The organism is Streptomyces sp. NPDC104814 (genome assembly GCF_055583185.1).
This window is the reverse complement of sequence record NZ_JBVJOL010000002.1, coordinates 869,525-886,848: the sequence shown is the minus strand read 5'-3', so window position 1 is coordinate 886,848 and position 17,324 is coordinate 869,525. Positions and strand designations below refer to the sequence as shown.

Genomic DNA, 17,324 nt, shown 5'->3' with positions numbered 1-17,324 from the left:
CCTCCGGTCAGGCGGGGAGGAGACCGAGGGCGTGCTCGTACCGGGCGGCGGTGAACCCCCGCACGCCCGGGTACGTGCGCACCCGCTCCCACTGCTCGGTGGGGGCGCCGATGCCCGCTCCGGGGGCGGCCAGCACCTCGTCGTAGGCACGCTCGCTCTCCCACTCGGCGTAGTTGAGGACGTGAGTGCCGTCCGTAGCGAGGTGGAAGCGGGCGGAGATCAGGCCCCGGTGGCCGACCGGGTCGTCCTCGAGCGCCTTGAGCACCAGGTCGATCCACTCGCCCCGCTGCCCGGCGGCGGCCGGCTCGAAGTCGATCCGCACGGCCACGATCAGGCCGGGCACCCGCGTGTCGCCCACGGCGCGCTCACGGCTGCGGTGGTAGCGGTAGCGGTCCAGCCTCACCCGCTCGATGTCCGGCACGGCCGTGTCGATCTCGTCCACCCGCTCCTGGCGCCGGGTGCGCACGAACGCCTCGTACGCCTGCTCGCTCGCCCACTGCGAGTGGTGCATCAGCGCGGAGCCGTCGCGGCCGGTGTAGACGTGGTAGCTCAGCAGGTCGTCCGTGGGCCAGGGCTGCCGCTCCCAGGTACGCGCGATCGCCTCGACCGTCAGCCGCTGCCGCTCGGGTGTGCCGACCCGCCAGGTGCTGAAGAACGGCGCGCCGACGCGCGGGTCGGTGAGATCGGGGTGGGCATCGGTACGGCGGGTCATGACGGCCTCCGGTGATCGGCAGCGGATGCGTGCAGAGATCACCTTTCAACCTCAAGCGGTGTTGAGGTCAACCCCGCCGGGAGGACACACCGCGGCCGGGCCGGACGTCCACCGACGCGCCGCGGCCCGGGCCGGACGTCCACCGGCCCGGGCCGCGACCCGCCGCCGCTCACGCCGGTGCGCCGGTCACTTCCTGTTCGCCGGTCGGTACCTGCCGGTCACTTCATGTGCCGGTACGCCCGCCAGGCCCGCCAGGCCCCGGCCGCGGTCAGCGCCGCCAGCACGGCCCAGGCGACCCCGGGGTGGCGCCGTCCCGTCACGTAGACGGTCCGCACCGGCCGCGGGAGCCGCTGCTCGACGGTGTGCCGTCCGTGGCCCGCCCGGTCCTGCACGGCGTGCCCTGCGCGCGAGGCCCGCTCCTGCACGGTGTGACCCGCGTGGGAGGCCCGCTCCTGGACCGTGTGGCCCATGTGGGAGGCCCGCTCCTGGACCGTGTGGCCCATGTGGGAGGCCTTGTCCTGTACGACGTGCCCGGCCTGGGCGGCGCTGCTGCGCAACTGGACCGTCATGGCGCCGGCCTTGTCGCGCAGATCGGCCGCGCGGGCCCGGGCCCGCCCCTTCACGTCCGCCTTGGCGGCCAGTTCCCCGACCGTCGCCCCGAGCTGGCTGCGTGTCTCGGCGATCTGGTGCCGCAGCTCGTCGGGGCCCTTGGCTCCCCGGTGGGATTTGCCGGAGGAGCCGTTCCTCGCGTCCGTCATCGATGCGCCCTTTCCCTGATCTCCTCGACATCGGCCCCGACGCCGCCGGGCGCCTCCTTCGGCGCGGGCGGCGCGGCACGGCGCGGCGCGGCTGGGAGCGGCCGGCGACCGCGCGCAGCAGCACCGTCACGGCCGGCGCGGCGGCCCGCACGGGCGGCGCCGGTGACAGCGCGACGATCGCCGTGCCCGCGGCGGCCTGTGTGCGGTGTGATGCGAGGACCGTCTCTCCTCGTGCACGGGCCGGGTGTCCAAGGTCCCGGTCACGGTGTTCCGCCTCCTCTCGGTCACGGCCGTCCCCGGGTACCCTGACCGGCCGTCACTAGACGGGCCGCGCGCGACGCCGTGACGCCGCGCCTCCCGTCCCCGCCACCCCGCCGTCCGCCCCCGCTACCCCTGCGGCGCGCTCCCGGTACCGCGGTCGCCGAGCCGGGCCAGCTGGGTCTGGAACCAGTCGAGCCGGGCCTGCAACAGGGCGGCTTCGGCGACCAGTTCGGGCACGTCGAGGCTTTCACCGCGGACCTGACGGATCTCCGGGCCGGCCGCGCCCACCACCCGCATCCCCTCCCCGGCCAGCCGGGCGAAGGCGGCGAGCGACAGGGACGTACGCGCCCGGACACAGCCCGCGCAGGACGGGGCGAGCGCGCGCCAACCGGGCCGGCCCCAGCCGGCGTCGGCCAGGGTCACCGCGGGGGCGCCGCAGGCGCAGGGTCCGACGGTCGCCGTACGCACCCGCTGGCGGGCGCTGCGGAAACCGCGCTCGAAGCGGATGTAGGCGCCGAGGACCGACACCTCCAGCAGCACGGCTGCCCGGTGCTCGGCCGTGCTGAGCAGGGCCTCCGCGTCGGCGCGCTCGTGCACGCTGTGGAAGCCGCAGTCGCACAGCCGGGCGGGCGGGCGGTGCCGGCGGCCGTAGACGCAGGACGCGTCGGCCAGGACGCCGTACGGGAGCGCCCCGCCGAGCGACACCCCGGTGAACCCGGCCCGGGTGCCGTCCTGGGAGAGCACCGGGTGGGCGATCTTGTATCCGGTCGGCGGGTCGGACGGGCGCTCCTGCGGGAGCCGCAGCCTCATCGGGCGGCGGGCACCTCTTCGGGCACGGAGACCTCCACGTCCGTGATCTCCTGGGTGGGTTCGGGTTCCTCGTCGCGGATCTGCGGCTCTTCCTCCGCGACGCCGGTGGCCAGTGCCTTGCCGAGCTTCATGACGCCTCCATGAGCGGTGGGTGCATGACCGTCCTGAAAGCCATGGTGACGCATGAGAGCCCGACTTGGACATAGGGCGGCCGGATGGCGAGCCCGTCCTGGGCCCAGGGCGGCCGGACGGCTTGCCGGCCCCGGCCGAACGCCGACCCGAGGACCTTTGCGAAGCGTTCCTTACCCGTACCCCGTAGCAGATTTAAGTGGAGCTTCACGATCGGCGTGCCGACACTACTCCCATGACCTACGCAGCCGCCTCGGCACCTCCCTTCGGCCGCGCCCTGTGCGCGATGATCACGCCCTTCACCGAGGAGGGCGCCCTCGACACGGCCGGCGCGCAGCGGCTGGCCGCACATCTGGTGGCGGAGGGCTGCGAAGGCCTGGTGCTCTCCGGCACGACGGGAGAGTCGCCGACGACGAGCGACGCGGAGAAGGCGGAGCTGATCCGCGCCGTGCGCGAGGCGGTGGGCGAGCGGGTGCCGATCGTCGCCGGGGCCGGTACCGCGGACACCCGGCACACCGTCGCCCTGGCCCTCGAGGCGGAGAAGGCGGGCGCCGACGGCGTCCTGCTGGTCACGCCGTACTACAGCCGGCCGCCCCAGGACGCCATCGAGGCGCACTTCCTGGAGGTGGCGGACGCGACCGCCCTGCCGGTGATGCTGTACGACATCCCGGCCCGCACCGGCAGCCGCATCGCACCGGAGACGATGCTCCGTCTCGCCGAGCACCCCCGGATCGTGGCGGTGAAGGACTGCTCCTACGACTTCCTCGCCGCCCAGAAGGTCATCGCCGCGACGGACCTGGCGTACTACGCCGGCTGCGACGAGCACCACCTCGCCCTGTACGCGGTGGGCGCGGCGGGCTGCGTCAGCACGGTGGCGAACGTGGCCCCGCGCCACGTCCGGGCGGTCCTGGACGCCTACGACGCGGGAGACACGGCACGGGCGGCCCGGCTCCAGCACGCCCTGACGCCCCTGATCGACCGGATGATGTCCACGGACCTCCCCGGCACGGTCACCGCCAAGGCCCTCCTGGCCACCCTCCGCCTCCCCGCGGGCCCGGTCCGCCCACCCCTGCGCCCGGCGGACACGGAGACGACGGCCACCCTGCGGGCGACGTACGACAACCTCGTGACGGGATGCCCGCTTCCGTAGCGTCTCCCCGTCGTGGCCCCCGCCCTCGCCCCCGCCCGACAGACGACGAGCGCCCTCCCACCCGCGGTGGAAGGGCGCTCAGCCGCACGTGCTACCTAGGGCCTGTCGTTTGGATCATGCCGGCGTCGCGGGGTCTGGCACGCGCATCTGCCGCGTTGTCGTCGGTTGCCAACGCTCCGCGTTGGCGCCCTCCTCCGCCTTGCATCTGCACGCACCAGACCCCGCTCGGGTCGGCCGAGATGCACCGCAGCTCCCGGCCGACCTGATCCAAACGACAGGCCCTAGTTGTGGCTGTGCAGGATGTCGTTCAGGCCGCCCCAGACCGCGTTGTTCGGGCGGGCCTCGACCGCGCCCGTCACCGAGTTGCGGCGGAAGAGGATGTTGGAGGCGCCGTTCAGCTCGCGGGCCTTGACGATCTGACCGTCGGGCATGGTGACGCGGGTGCCGGCGGTGACGTAGAGGCCCGCCTCGACCACGCACTCGTCGCCCAGCGCGATGCCTACGCCGGCCTCGGCGCCGATCAGGCAGCGCTCGCCGATGGAGATGATCACGTTGCCGCCGCCGGACAGGGTGCCCATGGTGGAGGCGCCGCCGCCGATGTCGGAGCCGTCGCCGACGATGACGCCCGCGGAGATACGGCCCTCGACCATGGAGGTGCCGAGGGTGCCGGCGTTGAAGTTGACGAAGCCCTCGTGCATGACCGTGGTGCCCTCGGCGAGGTGCGCGCCCAGGCGGACGCGGTCCGCGTCGGCGATGCGCACGCCCTTCGGCGCGACGTAGTCCGTCATGCGCGGGAACTTGTCGATCGAGGTGACCTGGAGGTGCAGGCCCTCGGCGCGGGCGTTGAGGCGCACCTTCTCGACGTCGTCCACGGCGACCGGGCCGAGCGAGGTCCAGGCGACGTTGGCGAGGTGGCCGAAGATGCCGTCCAGGCTCTGGCCGTGCGGCTTGACCAGACGGTGCGAGAGCAGGTGCAGACGCAGGTAGACGTCGTGGGCGTCGATCGGCTTCTCGTCCAGGGAGGCGATGACCGTGCGGACCGCGACCACCTCGACGCCCCGGCGGGCGTCCGGGCCGATCGCCGCGGTGGCGCCGCCGCCCAGCAGCTGCGCGGCCTGCTCGGCGCCGAGCCGCTCGGTGCCGGCGGGGCCGGGCTGCTCGACCAGCTCGGGTGCGGGGAACCAGGTGTCGAGAACGGTGCCGTCGGAGGCGATGGTGGCCAGGCCGGCGGCGACGGCGCCGGTGGTGCGAGAAGCAGTCGAGTCGGTCATGAGGGCAACCTAACCGGCCAGGGGGCACGGAGGCCAACCAGCGGGCCGTTGTCTCAGGTGGCGGGCGGTGGAACGGGGCCGACCGGCGGTGGAGTGGACAAGGGCCGACCAGTGCTGGACAGCGGTCGACCGGCGGTGGACAGGGGCCGGCCGGCACCGCGCCGGGGCGCCCCGTCAGCCGGGCGGCGCCCGAGCACACTGCCGGCGGGACCTCAGAGCAGCGGACCGCGGCGCCTGCCCGCACCCTGGGCGGCGGCCACCGGCGGGCCCGCCGCCGGCTCCGCCGCCCGTTCCTCACGGACTCGGGGGACGCCGCCCCGTTCCAGCCGCCCTCCCGCCACCACCGCGCACGCGGCCACCGCGGCCGCGCCCGCGCACAGCGGCCACAGCCACCCCGGCGCCGCCTGGTACAGCGTGCCGCCGAGCGGGGCGGCCAGGACCACGCCGGTGATCGACGCGCCGGCGTACAGGGACTGGAAGCGGCCCTGGACGTGCGCCGGGGCGCGATCGGCGACGTAGGCAGTGGCGGGGGTCTTGTACAGCAGTTCCCCGAGGGTCAGCAGGACCATCATCGCGACCGCGGTCCCGGTGCCCGCTCCGGCGAGCAGCGCGCCGTACCCCGCCGCCACGAGGAGCAGCCCGGTCGCCACGACCGGTAGCGGTGAGCGGTGGCGCAGGGCGAGGGCGGCAGGCAGTTCCAGGCAGAGCAGCACCCCGCCGTTGACGGCGAGCAGGGCGCCGTAGACGCCGGTGTCCAGGCCGTGGTCGGCGAGGTAGACGGGGAAGGTCGTGTACTGCTGCCGGTAGACGACGTCCACGACCACGATCGCCGCGAGCAGCACCAGGACCGCGGGACGCGCCCGCAGCGCCGCCCACAGGCTCTCCCCGGCGGCCGCCTTCCGGATCCCGGTGTCCGCCCGCCGCCGCACCCGCACCGCTGCCGGAATCACCCGCGCCGTCCAGCACGCCAGCCCCACGCTGCCGAGCCCGTCGGCGACGTACAGCCAGTCGTACGACAGCCGGGTCGCGACCAGCGCGCCGAGCAGCGGGCCCACGGTGAACCCTCCGTTGCCCGCCGCCCGCATCACCGCGAACGCCTGCCGCCGCGCCCCGTCCGGCACGATCACCGCGACCAGCGCGGAGCTCGCGGCGCGCTGCACCCCGGCGGCGTACTGGGCGAGCGGCAGCGCGGCGTACAGCGCGGGTGTCGGCAGCACGGGTACGGCGGCCAGCAGCAGCCCGCCGACGGTGGCGGAGGCGAGGAGAGCCGGGCGGTGGCCGAACCGGTCGCCGAACCAGCCGCCCGTGAAGTTGCCGGCGAGCAGGCCCACTCCCCCGGCGCCGGCGAGCAGGCCCGCCTGACCGGGGCCGAGGCCGCGCGGGCCGGTCAGATAGAGGAAGAGATAGGCGAAGGTCACGCTGACGGCCATGTTCACGAAGGTCCCGGCTGCCAGCAGCCACACCGCGCGCGGAACGTCCTTGAGGCCTCGCACGGCCCACCCCCCGATTAAGTTCCTTTTGGGAACTGACTATGTCAGCATGGCAGCCTCGGGTCAACGACGACCGGTGGACGGAGAGGTGGAGGGTCATGGCCCGCAGAACGAGCCTGGAGGATTCCACCTGCGCCATCGCCCAGGCGCTGGACGTGGTCGGCGACTGGTGGACTTTGCTGATCGTGCGGGACACCGCCCGCGGTGTGCACCGCTTCGACGAGCTCCAGCGCGAGCTGGGCATGTCCCGCAAGGTGCTCACCGAGCGGCTGCGGCTGCTCGTGGAGGCGGACGTCCTGGCCCGTGTCCCCTACCAGGAGCGCCCGGTGCGGCACGAGTACCGGCTCACCCCGCGCGGCCGCGCCCTGCTGCCGGTGCTGGTCGCACTGCAGGACTGGGGTGACGCGTGGGTGCTGGGCGACGGCACCACCTCGGCCACGACGGCGGACGCCTCCTCCGAGGCCCGGCGGGTGCACGAACTGCTCGGCACACGCCTCCCCGGGCTGACCCTTCTCGACGACACCGGCGCGCCCCGCGACCCGGTCGCCGCGAACACCCCGTTCACGGTGCTGTACTGCTTCCCCGGCGCCTACGCCCGCGCGGACGCCTATCCCCCGGGCTGGTCGGAGATCCCCGGCGCCCCCGGCTGCACCCTGGAGTCCTGCACCTACCGGGACCGGCTCGCCGACTTCGCCGCCGCCGGCGCCACGGTGTACGGCGTGTCCGTACAGCGCCCGGACGAGCAGCGGGCGTTCGCCGAGAAGGAGCGGCTCGGCCAGCGCCTGCTCTCCGACGCCGACCTGGACCTGGTGACCGCGCTGCGGCTGCCGACGTTCCGCGCGGCGGGCGCGAGCCGGCTCAAGCGTCTGACGCTGGTGGTGGACCGGGAGCGGATCGTCCGGCACGTGCAGTACCCGGTGAGCGACATCGCGGGCAGCGTGGAGGCGGCGCTGACGGCCGTCAAGGGCCCGGCGGCCCCCCGGCCGTGAAGCCCCCGGCGCAGGCCCCACCGGCCCTCCGTCAGCGGATGACCCGGGCCAGGATCTCGCGGGCGTAGCGCTCGTCGTAGACGGCGTCCGTCAGCAGCACCTGCAGGCATATGCCGTCCATCAACGCCACCAGCGCCCGCGCCGTGACCTCGTCGGTGCGGCGGGCGAGCAGCACGACGAGGCTCTCCACCCATTCGGCGGCGACCGGACGCAGCGCGGGCCGGCGCAGGGCGGCGAGATACAGCTCGTACTCCAGCTCGACGCCGGAGCGCTCACCGGCCAGCCAGGCGCCGAGCAGGGACGCCAGCTCGCCGGCCAGATCCGCGCGGGCGTCGGTCAGCCCGCCGCGCGCCGCGAGCAGCGTGCCGAAGCCCTCCGTCGACTGCCGCAGGGCGGCCACCATCAGCTCGTCGAGGCTCGCGAAGTGGTAGGTCGTGGAGCCGAGCGGTACGTCCGCCTCGGCGGCGACGCTGCGGTGGCTCAGTCCGGCCAGCCCCTTGCGGGCCACGACCCGCAGAGCCGCGTCGATGATCCGCTGCCGGCGTTCGGGGTCGTACCGGCGGGCCATCAGTGGGCGCCGCCGAGATTGAGCACGGCCACGCCCAGGATGATCAGCACGATCCCGGCGATCTTGGCCGGTCCCAGCCCCTCCCCGAAGAAGATGAGCCCGATCGCCGCGATGCTCGCGGTGCCCAGCCCGGACCAGATCGCGTAGGCGGTGCCGACCGACACCGTCTTCAGGGTCTGGGCGAGCAGGACGAACGACAGGGCGTACCCCACCGCGGTCAGCACGGAGGGCCACAGCCGGCTGAAGCCGTCGCTGTACTTCAGGGCCGTGGTCGCGGCCACCTCGGCGGCGATGGCGGCTACGAGCGTGAGGTATCCCATGTGTACGACCGTACACAACGCGCCCGGGGCGAGGCGAGAGCGGACATGGAAAAGGGCGGCACCCCGAGGGGTGCCGCCCTTTTCCGTGTCCGCGGCCGAAGCCCGGCGGACGTGACGTCCGTGGACGTCAGACGTTGAAGCCGAGCGCCCGCAGCTGCTCGCGGCCGTCGTCGGTGATCTTGTCCGGGCCCCACGGCGGCATCCAGACCCAGTTGATGCGCAACTCGTTGACCAGGCCGTCCGTGGCGGACTTCGCCTGGTCCTCGATGACGTCGGTCAGCGGGCATGCCGCCGACGTCAGGGTCATGTCGACGGTCGCGATGTTCGCGTCGTCGACGTGGATGCCGTAGATCAGGCCGAGGTTGACGACGTCGATGCCCAGTTCGGGGTCGACGACGTCCATCAGCGCCTCGCGGAGCTCCTCCTCCGAGGCCGGCTTCATCTCAGCGGTGTCGGTCATGCCGTCTTCCTTTCGGCGTCGGCGCCACCCAGTGCCTGGGCCGTCGCGTCCTTCCACGCCATCCAGCTGAGGAGGGCGCACTTGACCCGGGCCGGGTACTTGGAGACCCCGGCGAACGCGACCGCGTCCTCCAGGAGCTCCTCCATCGTGTCGTCGGGCTCGATCCTGCCCTTGGACTGCATCAGCTCCAGGAAGGTCTCCTGGATCTTCTGCGCCTCGGACAGCTCCTTGCCGACCAGCAGCTCGTTCAGGACGGAGGCGCTGGCCTGGCTGATGGAGCAGCCCTGGCCCTCGTACGACACGTCCGTGACCTTGGCGCCGTCGTACTTCACGCGGAGCGTGATCTCGTCGCCGCACGTCGGGTTCACGTGGTGGACCTCGGCGTCGCCGTCCCGCAAGCCCCGCCCGTGCGGGTTCTTGTAGTGGTCCAGGATGACTTCCTGGTACATCGAGTCCAGCTTCACGGTCTTGAATTCACGCCCCTCAGCCGAAGAAGTTCCGTACGTGCTCCAGGCCGTCGACCAGAGCGTCGATCTCGGCCGGCGTGGAGTACAGATAGAACGACGCTCGCGTGGTCGCAGGAATTCCGTAGCGCAGGCAGACCGGCCGCGCGCAGTGGTGGCCGACGCGCACCGCGATGCCCTGCTCGTCGAGGACCTGGCCCACGTCGTGGGGGTGGATGTCGCCGAGCGTGAAGGAGATCGCAGCCCCGCGGTCCTCGGCCGTGGTCGGGCCGATGATCCTGAGGTCCGGTACCTGCGTCAGACGCTGCACGGCGTACTCGGTCAGCGCGTGCTCGTGGGCGAGGATCTTGTCCATGCCGATCGAGTTCAGGTAGTCGATGGCCGCGCCGAGTCCGACCGCCTGGGCGATCGGGGGCGTGCCCGCCTCGAACTTGTGCGGCGCCGGGGCGTACGTCGAAGAGTGCATCGAGACGGTCTCGATCATCTCGCCGCCGCCGAGGAACGGAGGCAGGTCCTCCAGCAGCTCCTGGCGGCCCCACAGCACACCGATACCCGTCGGGCCGCACATCTTGTGGCCGGTGAAGGCCACGAAGTCGGCCTGCAGCGCCTGCACGTCCAGCGGCATGTGCGGCGCGGCCTGGGAGGCGTCGATGCACACCAGGGCGCCGACCTCCTGGGCGCGGCGCACGATCGCCTCGACCGGGTTGAGCGTGCCCAGGATGTTGGAGACCAGCACGAAGGAAACGATCTTCGTCTTCTCGGTGATGACCTCGTCGATGTTGGACAGGTCGAGGCGGCCGTCGTCGGTGAGGCCGAACCACTTCAGCTTCGCGCCCGTGCGCTGCGCCAGCAGCTGCCACGGCACGATGTTGGAGTGGTGCTCCATCTCCGTGATGACGATCTCGGTGTCGCTGTCCACCCGGTAGGGCTCGTCGGCCCAGCCGAGCATGTTCGCCACGAGGTTGAGCGACTCGGAGGCGTTCTTGGTGAAGATCACCTCGTCGCGGCTCGGTGCGTTGATGAACTCCGCGACCTTGTCGCGCGCACCCTCGTAGAGCGCCGTGGCCTCCTCGGCGAGGACGTGCACGCCTCGGTGGACGTTGGCGTTGTGCTGCTCGTAGTACTCGGCGAGTACGTCGAGGACCTGGCGCGGCGTCTGCGAGGTCGCCGCGTTGTCCAGGTACACCAGCTTCTTGCCGTCGTGGAGCACCCGGTCGAGGATCGGGAAGTCCTTACGGAGCGCCTCGGTGTCGAGGAGGCCCGGCAGCTGTGTCACGCGGATGCGCCACCCTTCACGTACTTGTCGTAGCCCTCGGCCTCGAGCTGATCGGCGAGCTCGGCGCCGCCGGACTCGACGATGCGGCCGCCGGCGAAGACGTGGACGTGGTCCGGCTTGATGTAGCGCAGGATGCGCGTGTAGTGCGTGATCAGCAGGGTGCCGACCTCGCCGGTCTCGCGGACGCGGTTGACGCCCTCGGACACGATGCGCAGCGCGTCGACGTCCAGACCGGAGTCGGTCTCGTCGAGGATCGCGACCTTCGGCTTGAGCAGCTCGAGCTGGAGGATCTCGTGGCGCTTCTTCTCACCGCCGGAGAAGCCCTCGTTGACGTTGCGCTCGGCGAAGGAGGGGTCCATGTTGAGGCGCTCCATGGCCTCCTTGACCTCCTTCACCCAGGTGCGCAGCTTCGGGGCCTCGCCGCGCATCGCGGTGGCGGAGGTGCGCAGGAAGTTGGAGACCGAGACGCCGGGGACCTCGACCGGGTACTGCATCGCCAGGAACAGGCCGGCGCGGGCGCGCTCGTCGACGGACATCTCCAGGACGTCCTCGCCGTCGAGGGTGACGGTGCCGCCGGTGATCGTGTACTTCGGGTGACCGGCCAGCGAGTAGGCGAGGGTCGACTTGCCGGAGCCGTTGGGGCCCATGATGGCGTGCGTCTCGCCCTGCTTCACGGTGAGGTCGACGCCCTTGAGGATCTCCTTCGTGGCGTTGTCGGCCTCGACGGTGACGTGCAGGTCTCGGATTTCAAGCGTTGCCATGGGTGCCTCAGGACTCCTGGGAGAGGGAGACGAGCACGTCGTCCCCTTCGATCTTTACGGGGTATACGGGGACGGGACGCGTCGCCGGAAGACTGTCGGGCTTGCCGGAGCGCAGGTCGAAGCGCGAGCCGTGCAGCCAGCACTCGATGTGGCAGTCGTCGACCTCGCCCTCGGAGAGGGAGACGTTCGCGTGCGAGCAGATGTCGTGGATCGCGTAGACGTCGCCCTCGGTCCGCACGATGGACAGGGGCGTGCCGTCGAGTTCCACCCGTTTCGGGGTGTCCTCCTCCAGCTCGCTGACGCCGCAGGCGCGTACGAAGGTCATGCGACCGACGCCTCCAGCTCCTGCTCGATCTTCGCGATCAGGCGCTCCTCGATGTCCGCGACACCGATCTGCTGGACCAGCTCGGCGAAGAAGCCGCGCACGACCAGGCGGCGGGCCTCGTGCTCCGGGATGCCGCGGGCCATCAGGTAGAACAGCTGCTCGTCATCGAAGCGGCCGGTGGCGGAGGCGTGGCCGGCGCCGACGATCTCGCCGGTCTCGATCTCCAGGTTCGGAACGGAGTCGACCCGGGCGCCGTCGGTGAGAACCAGGTTGCGGTTCATCTCGTACGTGTCCGTGCCCTCGGCCGCGGCCTCGATGAGCACGTCACCGATCCACACCGCGTGCGCTTCCTCGCCCTGCAGCGCGCCCTTGTAGACGACGTTGGACGTGCAGTGCGGCACGTTGTGGTCGACGAGCAGGCGGTGCTCCTGGTGCTGGCCGGCGTCCGTGAAGTACAGGCCGAACAGCTCGGCCTCGCCGCCGGGGCCGGCGTAGGACACGCGCGGGTGCAGGCGCACGACGTCGCCGCCGAAGGTGACGACGACCGACTTGAAGGAGGCGTCACGGCCGACGAGGGCGTTGTGCTGGGCCACGTGCACGGCCTTGTCGTCCCAGTCCTGGACGGAGACGACGGTCAGCTTGGCGCCGTCGCCGAGGACGTAGTCGACGTTGGCGGCGAGCACCGCGTCACCGGTGTGGTCGATGACCACGACGGCCTCGGCGAACGCGCCCAGCTCGATGACCTGGTGGCCGAAGCGGGTGCCGCCCTCGCCGTGCACCGCGATGCGGATCGGCTCGGTGAGGACGGTCTCCTTCGGCACGGTGACGACCGAGGCCTTCTCGAAGGCGGAGTACGCCTGGGCGGCGACGCGGTCCACCGGCGTGCCCGCCTTGCCGAGCCGCGCGTCGTCGCGGCCGACGGTCTCGACGGTGACGCCCTCGGGGGCCTGCACGTCGACCTTCACACCGTCGCCGGTGGCGGTGGCGGTGCCGTCGTGCAGCCCGCGCAGGCGCTCCAGCGGGGTGAACCGCCACTCCTCCTCACGGCCGTGCGGGACCGGGAAGTCCGCGACGTCGAAGGAGGGCGGGGCGCTCATGCGGGTGGCGACGGTGGACTCCCCGGCCACCGCGATGGCGCCGGAGGTCGTCGACCCCACGGGGATGTTCTGGGCCTCAGCCATGGCTGTCGTAGTGCTCGCTTTCCGTTACGTATGGGGCTTGACGGGGACGGCGGGGCGGCGCGGGGGCCGCCCCGGGCCGGTGATTAGCCGACCGCGCCCTCCATCTGCAGCTCGATCAGCCGGTTGAGCTCCAGCGCGTACTCCATGGGCAGCTCCTTGGCGATCGGCTCGACGAAGCCGCGCACGATCATCGCCATCGCCTCGTCCTCGGCGAGGCCGCGGCTCATCAGGTAGAAGAGCTGGTCCTCGGAGACCTTGGAGACGGTGGCCTCGTGGCCCATGGAGACGTCGTCCTCGCGGACGTCGACGTAGGGGTACGTGTCCGACCGGGAGATCGTGTCCACGAGCAGCGCGTCGCACAGCACGTTGGACTTCGATCCGGCGGCGCCCTCACCGATCTCGATCAGACCGCGGTAGGACGTACGGCCGCCACCGCGCGCCACCGACTTGGAGACGATGTTGGACGAGGTGTTCGGCGCCATGTGGACCATCTTGGCGCCGGCGTCCTGGTGCTGGCCCTCGCCGGCGAAGGCGATGGACAGGGTCTCGCCCTTGGCGTGCTCGCCCATCAGGTAGACGGCCGGGTACTTCATCGTCACCTTGGAGCCGATGTTGCCGTCGACCCACTCCATGGTCGCGCCCTCGTAGGCCACGGCGCGCTTGGTGACCAGGTTGTAGACGTTGTTCGACCAGTTCTGGATGGTCGTGTAGCGGCAGCGGGCGTTCTTCTTGACGATGATCTCGACGACCGCGGAGTGCAGCGAGTCCGACTTGTAGATCGGGGCCGTACAACCCTCGACGTAGTGCACGTAGGCGCCCTCGTCGACGATGATCAGGGTCCGCTCGAACTGGCCCATGTTCTCGGTGTTGATCCGGAAGTAGGCCTGGAGCGGGATCTCGACGTGCACGCCCTTCGGCACGTAGATGAAGGAGCCGCCCGACCACACGGCGGTGTTCAGCGCGGCGAACTTGTTGTCACCGGCCGGGATGACCGTGCCGAAGTACTCCTTGAAGAGCTCCGGGTGCTCCTTCAGGGCGGTGTCGGTGTCGAGGAAGATGACGCCCTGCTCCTCCAGGTCCTCGCGGATCTGGTGGTAGACGACCTCCGACTCGTACTGGGCGGCGACACCGGCGACGAGGCGCTTCTTCTCCGCCTCCGGGATGCCCAGCTTGTCGTAGGTGTTCTTGATGTCCTCGGGCAGGTCCTCCCAGGACTCCGCCTGCTTCTCCGTGGAGCGCACGAAGTACTTGATGTTGTCGAAGTCGATCCCCGACAGGTCCGAGCCCCAGTTCGGCATGGGCTTCTTCTCGAAGAGACGCAGGCCCTTGAGGCGAAGCTTCGTCATCCACTCCGGCTCGTCCTTCTTGGACGAGATGTCGCGGACGACGTCGTCGTTCAGACCACGCCGCGCCGACGCACCGGCCTCGTCGCGGTCGGCCCAGCCGTATTCGTACTTGCCCAGGCCCTCGAGCTCAGGGTGGGCAGTCTCCGTGGGGAGAGTCATGCGGGGTTCCTCCCGGCCGTGCTAGCAGATGCGTCAGTGGAAATCTTGGGGTCGTTCTTGGGGATGAACGTCGTGCAGACGCCGTCGCCGTGGGCGATCGTCGCGAGCCGCTGCACATGCGTACCGAGGAGCTCGGCGAAAAATTCCGTCTCGGCCTCGCACAGCTGCGGGAACTGCTCGGCGACGTGGGCGACCGGGCAGTGGTGCTGACACAGCTGCTCACCGATGGGCGCGCTCCGCGCGGTAGCAGCGTACCCGTCCGTGCTCAGGGCCTTGGCCAGTGCTTCGGTCCGCTTCTCCGGGGGCGCGGCCTCGACCGCCTTGCGGTAGGCCCCTGCCTGCGCGGCGATCCGGGCGCGGGCGAAGGCGGCGACGGCGTCCCGGCCGCCCTCCTGCTGCGCGATCCAGCGCAGGGCGTCGGCGGCGAGCTTGTCGTACGACTGGTCGAAGGCGTCCCGGCCGCAGTCGGTGAGCGCGAAGACCTTCGCGGGGCGCCCGCGCGTACGCGTGCCGTACACCCGCTGCTCGCGCGCCTCCACGACATCGTCCGCGACGAGGGCGTCCAGATGGCGTCGTACGGCCGCCTGGGTGAGGCCCAGGCGCGTGGCCAGCTCGGCGACGGTCGACGGGCCGTGGTCCAGGATCGACCGCGCGACCCGGTTGCGCGTCGAGCGCTCCCCGGTCGCGAACTCCTCCTGCGGGGTCCCCGTGGGGGTCTCCCGAGCCGCGCCGACGTTTTTCACAACGCCATTGTTGCGTAATTCCGCGGAGCGTGACAAGCGGCGTCCGAACGGGCGGGTGGTGCCCTGCGTCACTTAGGCATACCTAATGTGACCTGCGGAAACGATCTCTGATCGATCAAAAGTGCGGCGTCCGCGCAGGTCGCGGGCGAGGCCGCGGTCCCAGGCCGACGACGCCTCCCACCGGCCCACTGGTCCCAGGGGACACCCTGGCCACACGGCTGCGGCACCCGGGCGTGGAGCCCGGCGAGACGCTCCTCGTCCCTTCCTCCCTCATTTCCCCCGGCAGGGTGAGAGGCCGAGGCGGACGGCAGTTCGGCACCCGCGCGTCCGCGGCCGTTCCCGGCTCCCTAGACTCGGGTGCCATGCGAGATGAGCCCGTCGTCCAGGTCCAGGCCCTGGTGAAGCGGTACGGCACGAAAACCGCGGTGGACGGCCTCGACCTGGTGGCCCGGGCGGGCGTGACCGCCGTCCTCGGCCCCAACGGCGCCGGGAAGACGACCACGGTCGAGACCTGCGAGGGGTACCGGAAACCGGACGCCGGCACGGTGCGTGTCCTGGGCCTCGACCCGGTCCGTGACTCCGCCGCCCTGCGGCCCCGGATCGGGGTGATGCTCCAGTCCGGCGGCGTCTACTCCGGCGCGCGCGCCGACGAGATGCTGCGCCACATGGCCAAGCTGCACGCCCACCCCCTCGACGTGGACGCGCTCATCGAGCGGCTCGGGCTCGGCTCCTGCGGCCGGACGAGTTACCGGCGCCTGTCCGGCGGCCAGCAGCAGCGGCTCGCCCTCGCCATGGCCGTCGTCGGCCGCCCCGCACTGGTCTTCCTGGACGAGCCGACCGCCGGCCTCGACCCACAGGCCCGCCGCGCCACCTGGGACCTCGTGCGCGACCTGCGCGCCGACGGGGTCTCCGTGATCCTCACCACGCACCACATGGACGAGGCCGAACAGCTCGCCGACGACGTCGCCATCATCGACGCCGGCCGGGTGATCGCGCAGGGCTCCCCGGAGGAACTGTGCCGCGGCGGCGCCGAGAACACCCTGCGCTTCTCCGGCCGCCCCGGCCTCGACGTCGCCTCCCTGCTCAAGGCGCTCCCGGCCGACTGCTCGGCCGCCGAGCTGACCCCCGGCTCCTACCGGGTGAACGGCAAGGTCGACCCGCAGCTGCTGGCCACCGTCACCTCCTGGTGCGCCCAGCACGGGGTGATGCCGGACAAGATCTCGGTCGAGCGGCACACCCTCGAGGACGTTTTTCTGGAGCTCACGGGCAAGGAGCTGCGCGCATGATTGCGGTCAATACCGAGATCGGCCGGGGGTCCGGGGGTCGCCCCCCGGGACGGCACAGCTTGGAACTCACCGGCAAGGAGCTGCGCTCGTGACCGCCACCGGCACCTACGCCCCGAACCCCGGGGCGGCGCCGCTGTCCCGCATGATCGCGGCCCAGGCGGCGCTCGAGACCCGCATGCTGCTGCGCAACGGCGAACAGCTGCTGCTCACCGTGATCATCCCCACGCTGCTGCTGGCCCTCTTCAGCTCCGTCGACATCGTCGACACCGGCGCCGGCAAGGCCGTCGACTTCCTCGCCCCCGGCATCCTGGCCCTGGCCGTGATGTCGACGGCGTTCACCGGGCAGGCCATCGCCACGGGCTTCGAGCGGCGCTACGGCGTCCTGAAGCGGCTGGCGTCCTCGCCGCTGCCCCGTTGGGCGCTGATGACGGCGAAGACGGCGTCCGTGCTGGTCACCGAGGTCCTCCAGGTGATCCTGCTGACGGCGATCGCGTTCGCGCTGGGCTGGTCCCCGCACGGCAACCCGTTCGCCGTGCTGCTCCTGCTGGTCGTCGGCACGGCCGCCTTCTCCGGGCTCGGCCTGCTGATGGCCGGCACCCTCAAGGCCGAGGCCACGCTGGCCGCCGCCAACCTCGTCTTCCTGCTGCTGCTCGTCGGCGGCGGGGTGATCGTGCCGCTGGAGAAGTTCCCCTCCGGCGTCCAGGACGTGCTGGCGCTGCTGCCGATCTCCGCCCTGTCGGACGGTCTGCGGGACGTGCTCCAGCACGGGGCCGGCATGCCCTGGGGCGACCTCGCCGTCCTCGCCGTGTGGGCGGTCGTGGGGCTCGCGGCCGCCGGGAAGTTCTTCCGCTGGGAGTAGTCCGCG

Annotated in this window: 20 protein-coding genes; 4 read left to right on the top strand and 16 right to left on the bottom strand. The window is 71.8% G+C overall.

Going from position 1 to position 17,324, the window contains the following annotated elements; genetic code table 11:
* Positions 1-7: 7 nt before the first annotated feature.
* The 4 genes from ACZ64A_RS12525 to ACZ64A_RS12510 all read right to left on the bottom strand — a co-directional run bounded on the left by ACZ64A_RS12525 (position 8) and on the right by ACZ64A_RS12510 (position 2,672).
* Complete coding sequence (locus ACZ64A_RS12525; protein WP_469810000.1) at positions 8-712, bottom strand: antibiotic biosynthesis monooxygenase; 705 nt, start codon at positions 710-712, stop codon at positions 8-10.
* A 218-nt stretch (positions 713-930) separates the two neighbouring features.
* Positions 931-1,470, bottom strand: coding sequence for a DUF3618 domain-containing protein (locus tag ACZ64A_RS12520; protein WP_469809999.1), 540 nt, complete (start codon positions 1,468-1,470; stop codon positions 931-933).
* 387 nt (positions 1,471-1,857) lie between these two features.
* Complete coding sequence (locus ACZ64A_RS12515; RefSeq protein ID WP_469809998.1) at positions 1,858-2,541, bottom strand: hypothetical protein; 684 nt, start codon at positions 2,539-2,541, stop codon at positions 1,858-1,860.
* Positions 2,538-2,672, bottom strand: a complete 135-nt coding sequence (locus tag ACZ64A_RS12510; RefSeq protein ID WP_469809997.1) for a hypothetical protein — start codon at positions 2,670-2,672, stop codon at positions 2,538-2,540. The genes ACZ64A_RS12515 and ACZ64A_RS12510 overlap by 4 nt, the downstream gene beginning before the upstream one ends.
* A gap of 233 nt (positions 2,673-2,905) precedes the next feature.
* Here ACZ64A_RS12510 and dapA point away from each other — a divergent pair, with 233 nt between their 5' ends.
* Positions 2,906-3,820, top strand: coding sequence for a 4-hydroxy-tetrahydrodipicolinate synthase (dapA, locus tag ACZ64A_RS12505; protein ID WP_469809995.1), 915 nt, complete (start codon positions 2,906-2,908; stop codon positions 3,818-3,820).
* A gap of 281 nt (positions 3,821-4,101) precedes the next feature.
* On the opposite strand, the gene dapD is transcribed toward dapA, so the two are convergent.
* Positions 4,102-5,091 (bottom strand): 2,3,4,5-tetrahydropyridine-2,6-dicarboxylate N-succinyltransferase, encoded by a 990-nt coding sequence (dapD, locus tag ACZ64A_RS12500; protein WP_469809994.1) that lies wholly within the window; start codon positions 5,089-5,091, stop codon positions 4,102-4,104.
* A 212-nt stretch (positions 5,092-5,303) separates the two neighbouring features.
* The gene (locus tag ACZ64A_RS12495) at positions 5,304-6,584 is read right to left on the bottom strand and encodes an MFS transporter (RefSeq protein WP_469809992.1); all 1,281 of its coding nucleotides are present in this window, start codon (positions 6,582-6,584) and stop codon (positions 5,304-5,306) included.
* Between the two features lie 95 nt (positions 6,585-6,679).
* Here ACZ64A_RS12495 and ACZ64A_RS12490 point away from each other — a divergent pair, with 95 nt between their 5' ends.
* Positions 6,680-7,570, top strand: a complete 891-nt coding sequence (locus ACZ64A_RS12490; RefSeq protein ID WP_469809991.1) for a winged helix-turn-helix transcriptional regulator — start codon at positions 6,680-6,682, stop codon at positions 7,568-7,570.
* Between the two features lie 31 nt (positions 7,571-7,601).
* Here ACZ64A_RS12490 and ACZ64A_RS12485 read toward each other — a convergent pair whose 3' ends face one another.
* The 10 genes from ACZ64A_RS12485 to ACZ64A_RS12440 form a co-directional block, all read right to left on the bottom strand.
* On the bottom strand, positions 7,602-8,138 hold the full coding sequence (locus ACZ64A_RS12485; protein ID WP_469809990.1) for a TetR/AcrR family transcriptional regulator: 537 nt from the start codon (positions 8,136-8,138) through the stop codon (positions 7,602-7,604).
* On the bottom strand, positions 8,138-8,458 hold the full coding sequence (locus ACZ64A_RS12480; protein WP_469809989.1) for a DMT family transporter: 321 nt from the start codon (positions 8,456-8,458) through the stop codon (positions 8,138-8,140). Before ACZ64A_RS12480 ends, ACZ64A_RS12485 begins: the two co-directional genes overlap by 1 nt.
* A gap of 127 nt (positions 8,459-8,585) precedes the next feature.
* Positions 8,586-8,918, bottom strand: a complete 333-nt coding sequence (locus ACZ64A_RS12475; RefSeq protein WP_190018343.1) for a metal-sulfur cluster assembly factor — start codon at positions 8,916-8,918, stop codon at positions 8,586-8,588.
* The gene (gene sufU, locus ACZ64A_RS12470; protein ID WP_469809988.1) at positions 8,915-9,382 is read right to left on the bottom strand and encodes a Fe-S cluster assembly sulfur transfer protein SufU; all 468 of its coding nucleotides are present in this window, start codon (positions 9,380-9,382) and stop codon (positions 8,915-8,917) included. Before sufU ends, ACZ64A_RS12475 begins: the two co-directional genes overlap by 4 nt.
* Positions 9,383-9,401: 19 nt before the next feature.
* On the bottom strand, positions 9,402-10,658 hold the full coding sequence (locus ACZ64A_RS12465) for a cysteine desulfurase (protein WP_469809987.1): 1,257 nt from the start codon (positions 10,656-10,658) through the stop codon (positions 9,402-9,404).
* On the bottom strand, positions 10,655-11,419 hold the full coding sequence (gene sufC, locus ACZ64A_RS12460; protein ID WP_469809986.1) for a Fe-S cluster assembly ATPase SufC: 765 nt from the start codon (positions 11,417-11,419) through the stop codon (positions 10,655-10,657). The genes ACZ64A_RS12465 and sufC overlap by 4 nt, the downstream gene beginning before the upstream one ends.
* A 7-nt stretch (positions 11,420-11,426) precedes the next feature.
* Entirely contained in the window at positions 11,427-11,744 is a 318-nt protein-coding gene (locus ACZ64A_RS12455; protein ID WP_361637575.1) for a non-heme iron oxygenase ferredoxin subunit, read from the bottom strand.
* A complete protein-coding gene (gene sufD / locus ACZ64A_RS12450; RefSeq protein WP_469809985.1) occupies positions 11,741-12,925 on the bottom strand; it encodes a Fe-S cluster assembly protein SufD in 1,185 nt (394 codons plus the stop codon). The genes ACZ64A_RS12455 and sufD overlap by 4 nt, the downstream gene beginning before the upstream one ends.
* An 83-nt stretch (positions 12,926-13,008) precedes the next feature.
* Positions 13,009-14,430, bottom strand: a complete 1,422-nt coding sequence (gene sufB / locus ACZ64A_RS12445) for a Fe-S cluster assembly protein SufB (protein ID WP_469809984.1) — start codon at positions 14,428-14,430, stop codon at positions 13,009-13,011.
* On the bottom strand, positions 14,427-15,173 hold the full coding sequence (locus ACZ64A_RS12440) for a helix-turn-helix transcriptional regulator (protein WP_469809982.1): 747 nt from the start codon (positions 15,171-15,173) through the stop codon (positions 14,427-14,429). Before ACZ64A_RS12440 ends, sufB begins: the two co-directional genes overlap by 4 nt.
* A 362-nt stretch (positions 15,174-15,535) precedes the next feature.
* Here ACZ64A_RS12440 and ACZ64A_RS12435 point away from each other — a divergent pair, with 362 nt between their 5' ends.
* Together ACZ64A_RS12435 and ACZ64A_RS12430 are read left to right on the top strand one after the other, a co-directional pair.
* On the top strand, positions 15,536-16,459 hold the full coding sequence (locus ACZ64A_RS12435) for an ABC transporter ATP-binding protein (protein ID WP_469809981.1): 924 nt from the start codon (positions 15,536-15,538) through the stop codon (positions 16,457-16,459).
* Between the two features lie 142 nt (positions 16,460-16,601).
* Positions 16,602-17,318, top strand: coding sequence for an ABC transporter permease (locus ACZ64A_RS12430; RefSeq protein WP_469810190.1), 717 nt, complete (start codon positions 16,602-16,604; stop codon positions 17,316-17,318).
* The last annotated feature ends 6 nt before the right edge of the window (positions 17,319-17,324 follow it).

Bases quoted from the DNA above. Each gene is read 5' to 3' on its own strand.
- ACZ64A_RS12525 (WP_469810000.1), bottom strand. From the start codon at position 712: ATGACCCGCCGTACCGATGCCCACCCCGATCTCACCGACCCGCGCGTC.
- ACZ64A_RS12520 (WP_469809999.1), bottom strand. From the start codon at position 1,470: ATGACGGACGCGAGGAACGGCTCCTCCGGCAAATCCCACCGGGGAGCC.
- ACZ64A_RS12515 (WP_469809998.1), bottom strand. From the start codon at position 2,541: ATGAGGCTGCGGCTCCCGCAGGAGCGCCCGTCCGACCCGCCGACCGGA.
- ACZ64A_RS12510 (WP_469809997.1), bottom strand. From the start codon at position 2,672: ATGAAGCTCGGCAAGGCACTGGCCACCGGCGTCGCGGAGGAAGAGCCG.
- dapA (WP_469809995.1), top strand. From the start codon at position 2,906: ATGACCTACGCAGCCGCCTCGGCACCTCCCTTCGGCCGCGCCCTGTGC.
- dapD (WP_469809994.1), bottom strand. From the start codon at position 5,091: ATGACCGACTCGACTGCTTCTCGCACCACCGGCGCCGTCGCCGCCGGC.
- ACZ64A_RS12490 (WP_469809991.1), top strand. From the start codon at position 6,680: ATGGCCCGCAGAACGAGCCTGGAGGATTCCACCTGCGCCATCGCCCAG.
- ACZ64A_RS12485 (WP_469809990.1), bottom strand. From the start codon at position 8,138: ATGGCCCGCCGGTACGACCCCGAACGCCGGCAGCGGATCATCGACGCG.
- ACZ64A_RS12480 (WP_469809989.1), bottom strand. From the start codon at position 8,458: ATGGGATACCTCACGCTCGTAGCCGCCATCGCCGCCGAGGTGGCCGCG.
- ACZ64A_RS12475 (WP_190018343.1), bottom strand. From the start codon at position 8,918: ATGACCGACACCGCTGAGATGAAGCCGGCCTCGGAGGAGGAGCTCCGC.
- sufC (WP_469809986.1), bottom strand. From the start codon at position 11,419: ATGGCAACGCTTGAAATCCGAGACCTGCACGTCACCGTCGAGGCCGAC.
- ACZ64A_RS12455 (WP_361637575.1), bottom strand. From the start codon at position 11,744: ATGACCTTCGTACGCGCCTGCGGCGTCAGCGAGCTGGAGGAGGACACC.
- sufD (WP_469809985.1), bottom strand. From the start codon at position 12,925: ATGGCTGAGGCCCAGAACATCCCCGTGGGGTCGACGACCTCCGGCGCC.
- sufB (WP_469809984.1), bottom strand. From the start codon at position 14,430: ATGACTCTCCCCACGGAGACTGCCCACCCTGAGCTCGAGGGCCTGGGC.
- ACZ64A_RS12435 (WP_469809981.1), top strand. From the start codon at position 15,536: ATGCGAGATGAGCCCGTCGTCCAGGTCCAGGCCCTGGTGAAGCGGTAC.
- ACZ64A_RS12430 (WP_469810190.1), top strand. From the start codon at position 16,602: ATGATCGCGGCCCAGGCGGCGCTCGAGACCCGCATGCTGCTGCGCAAC.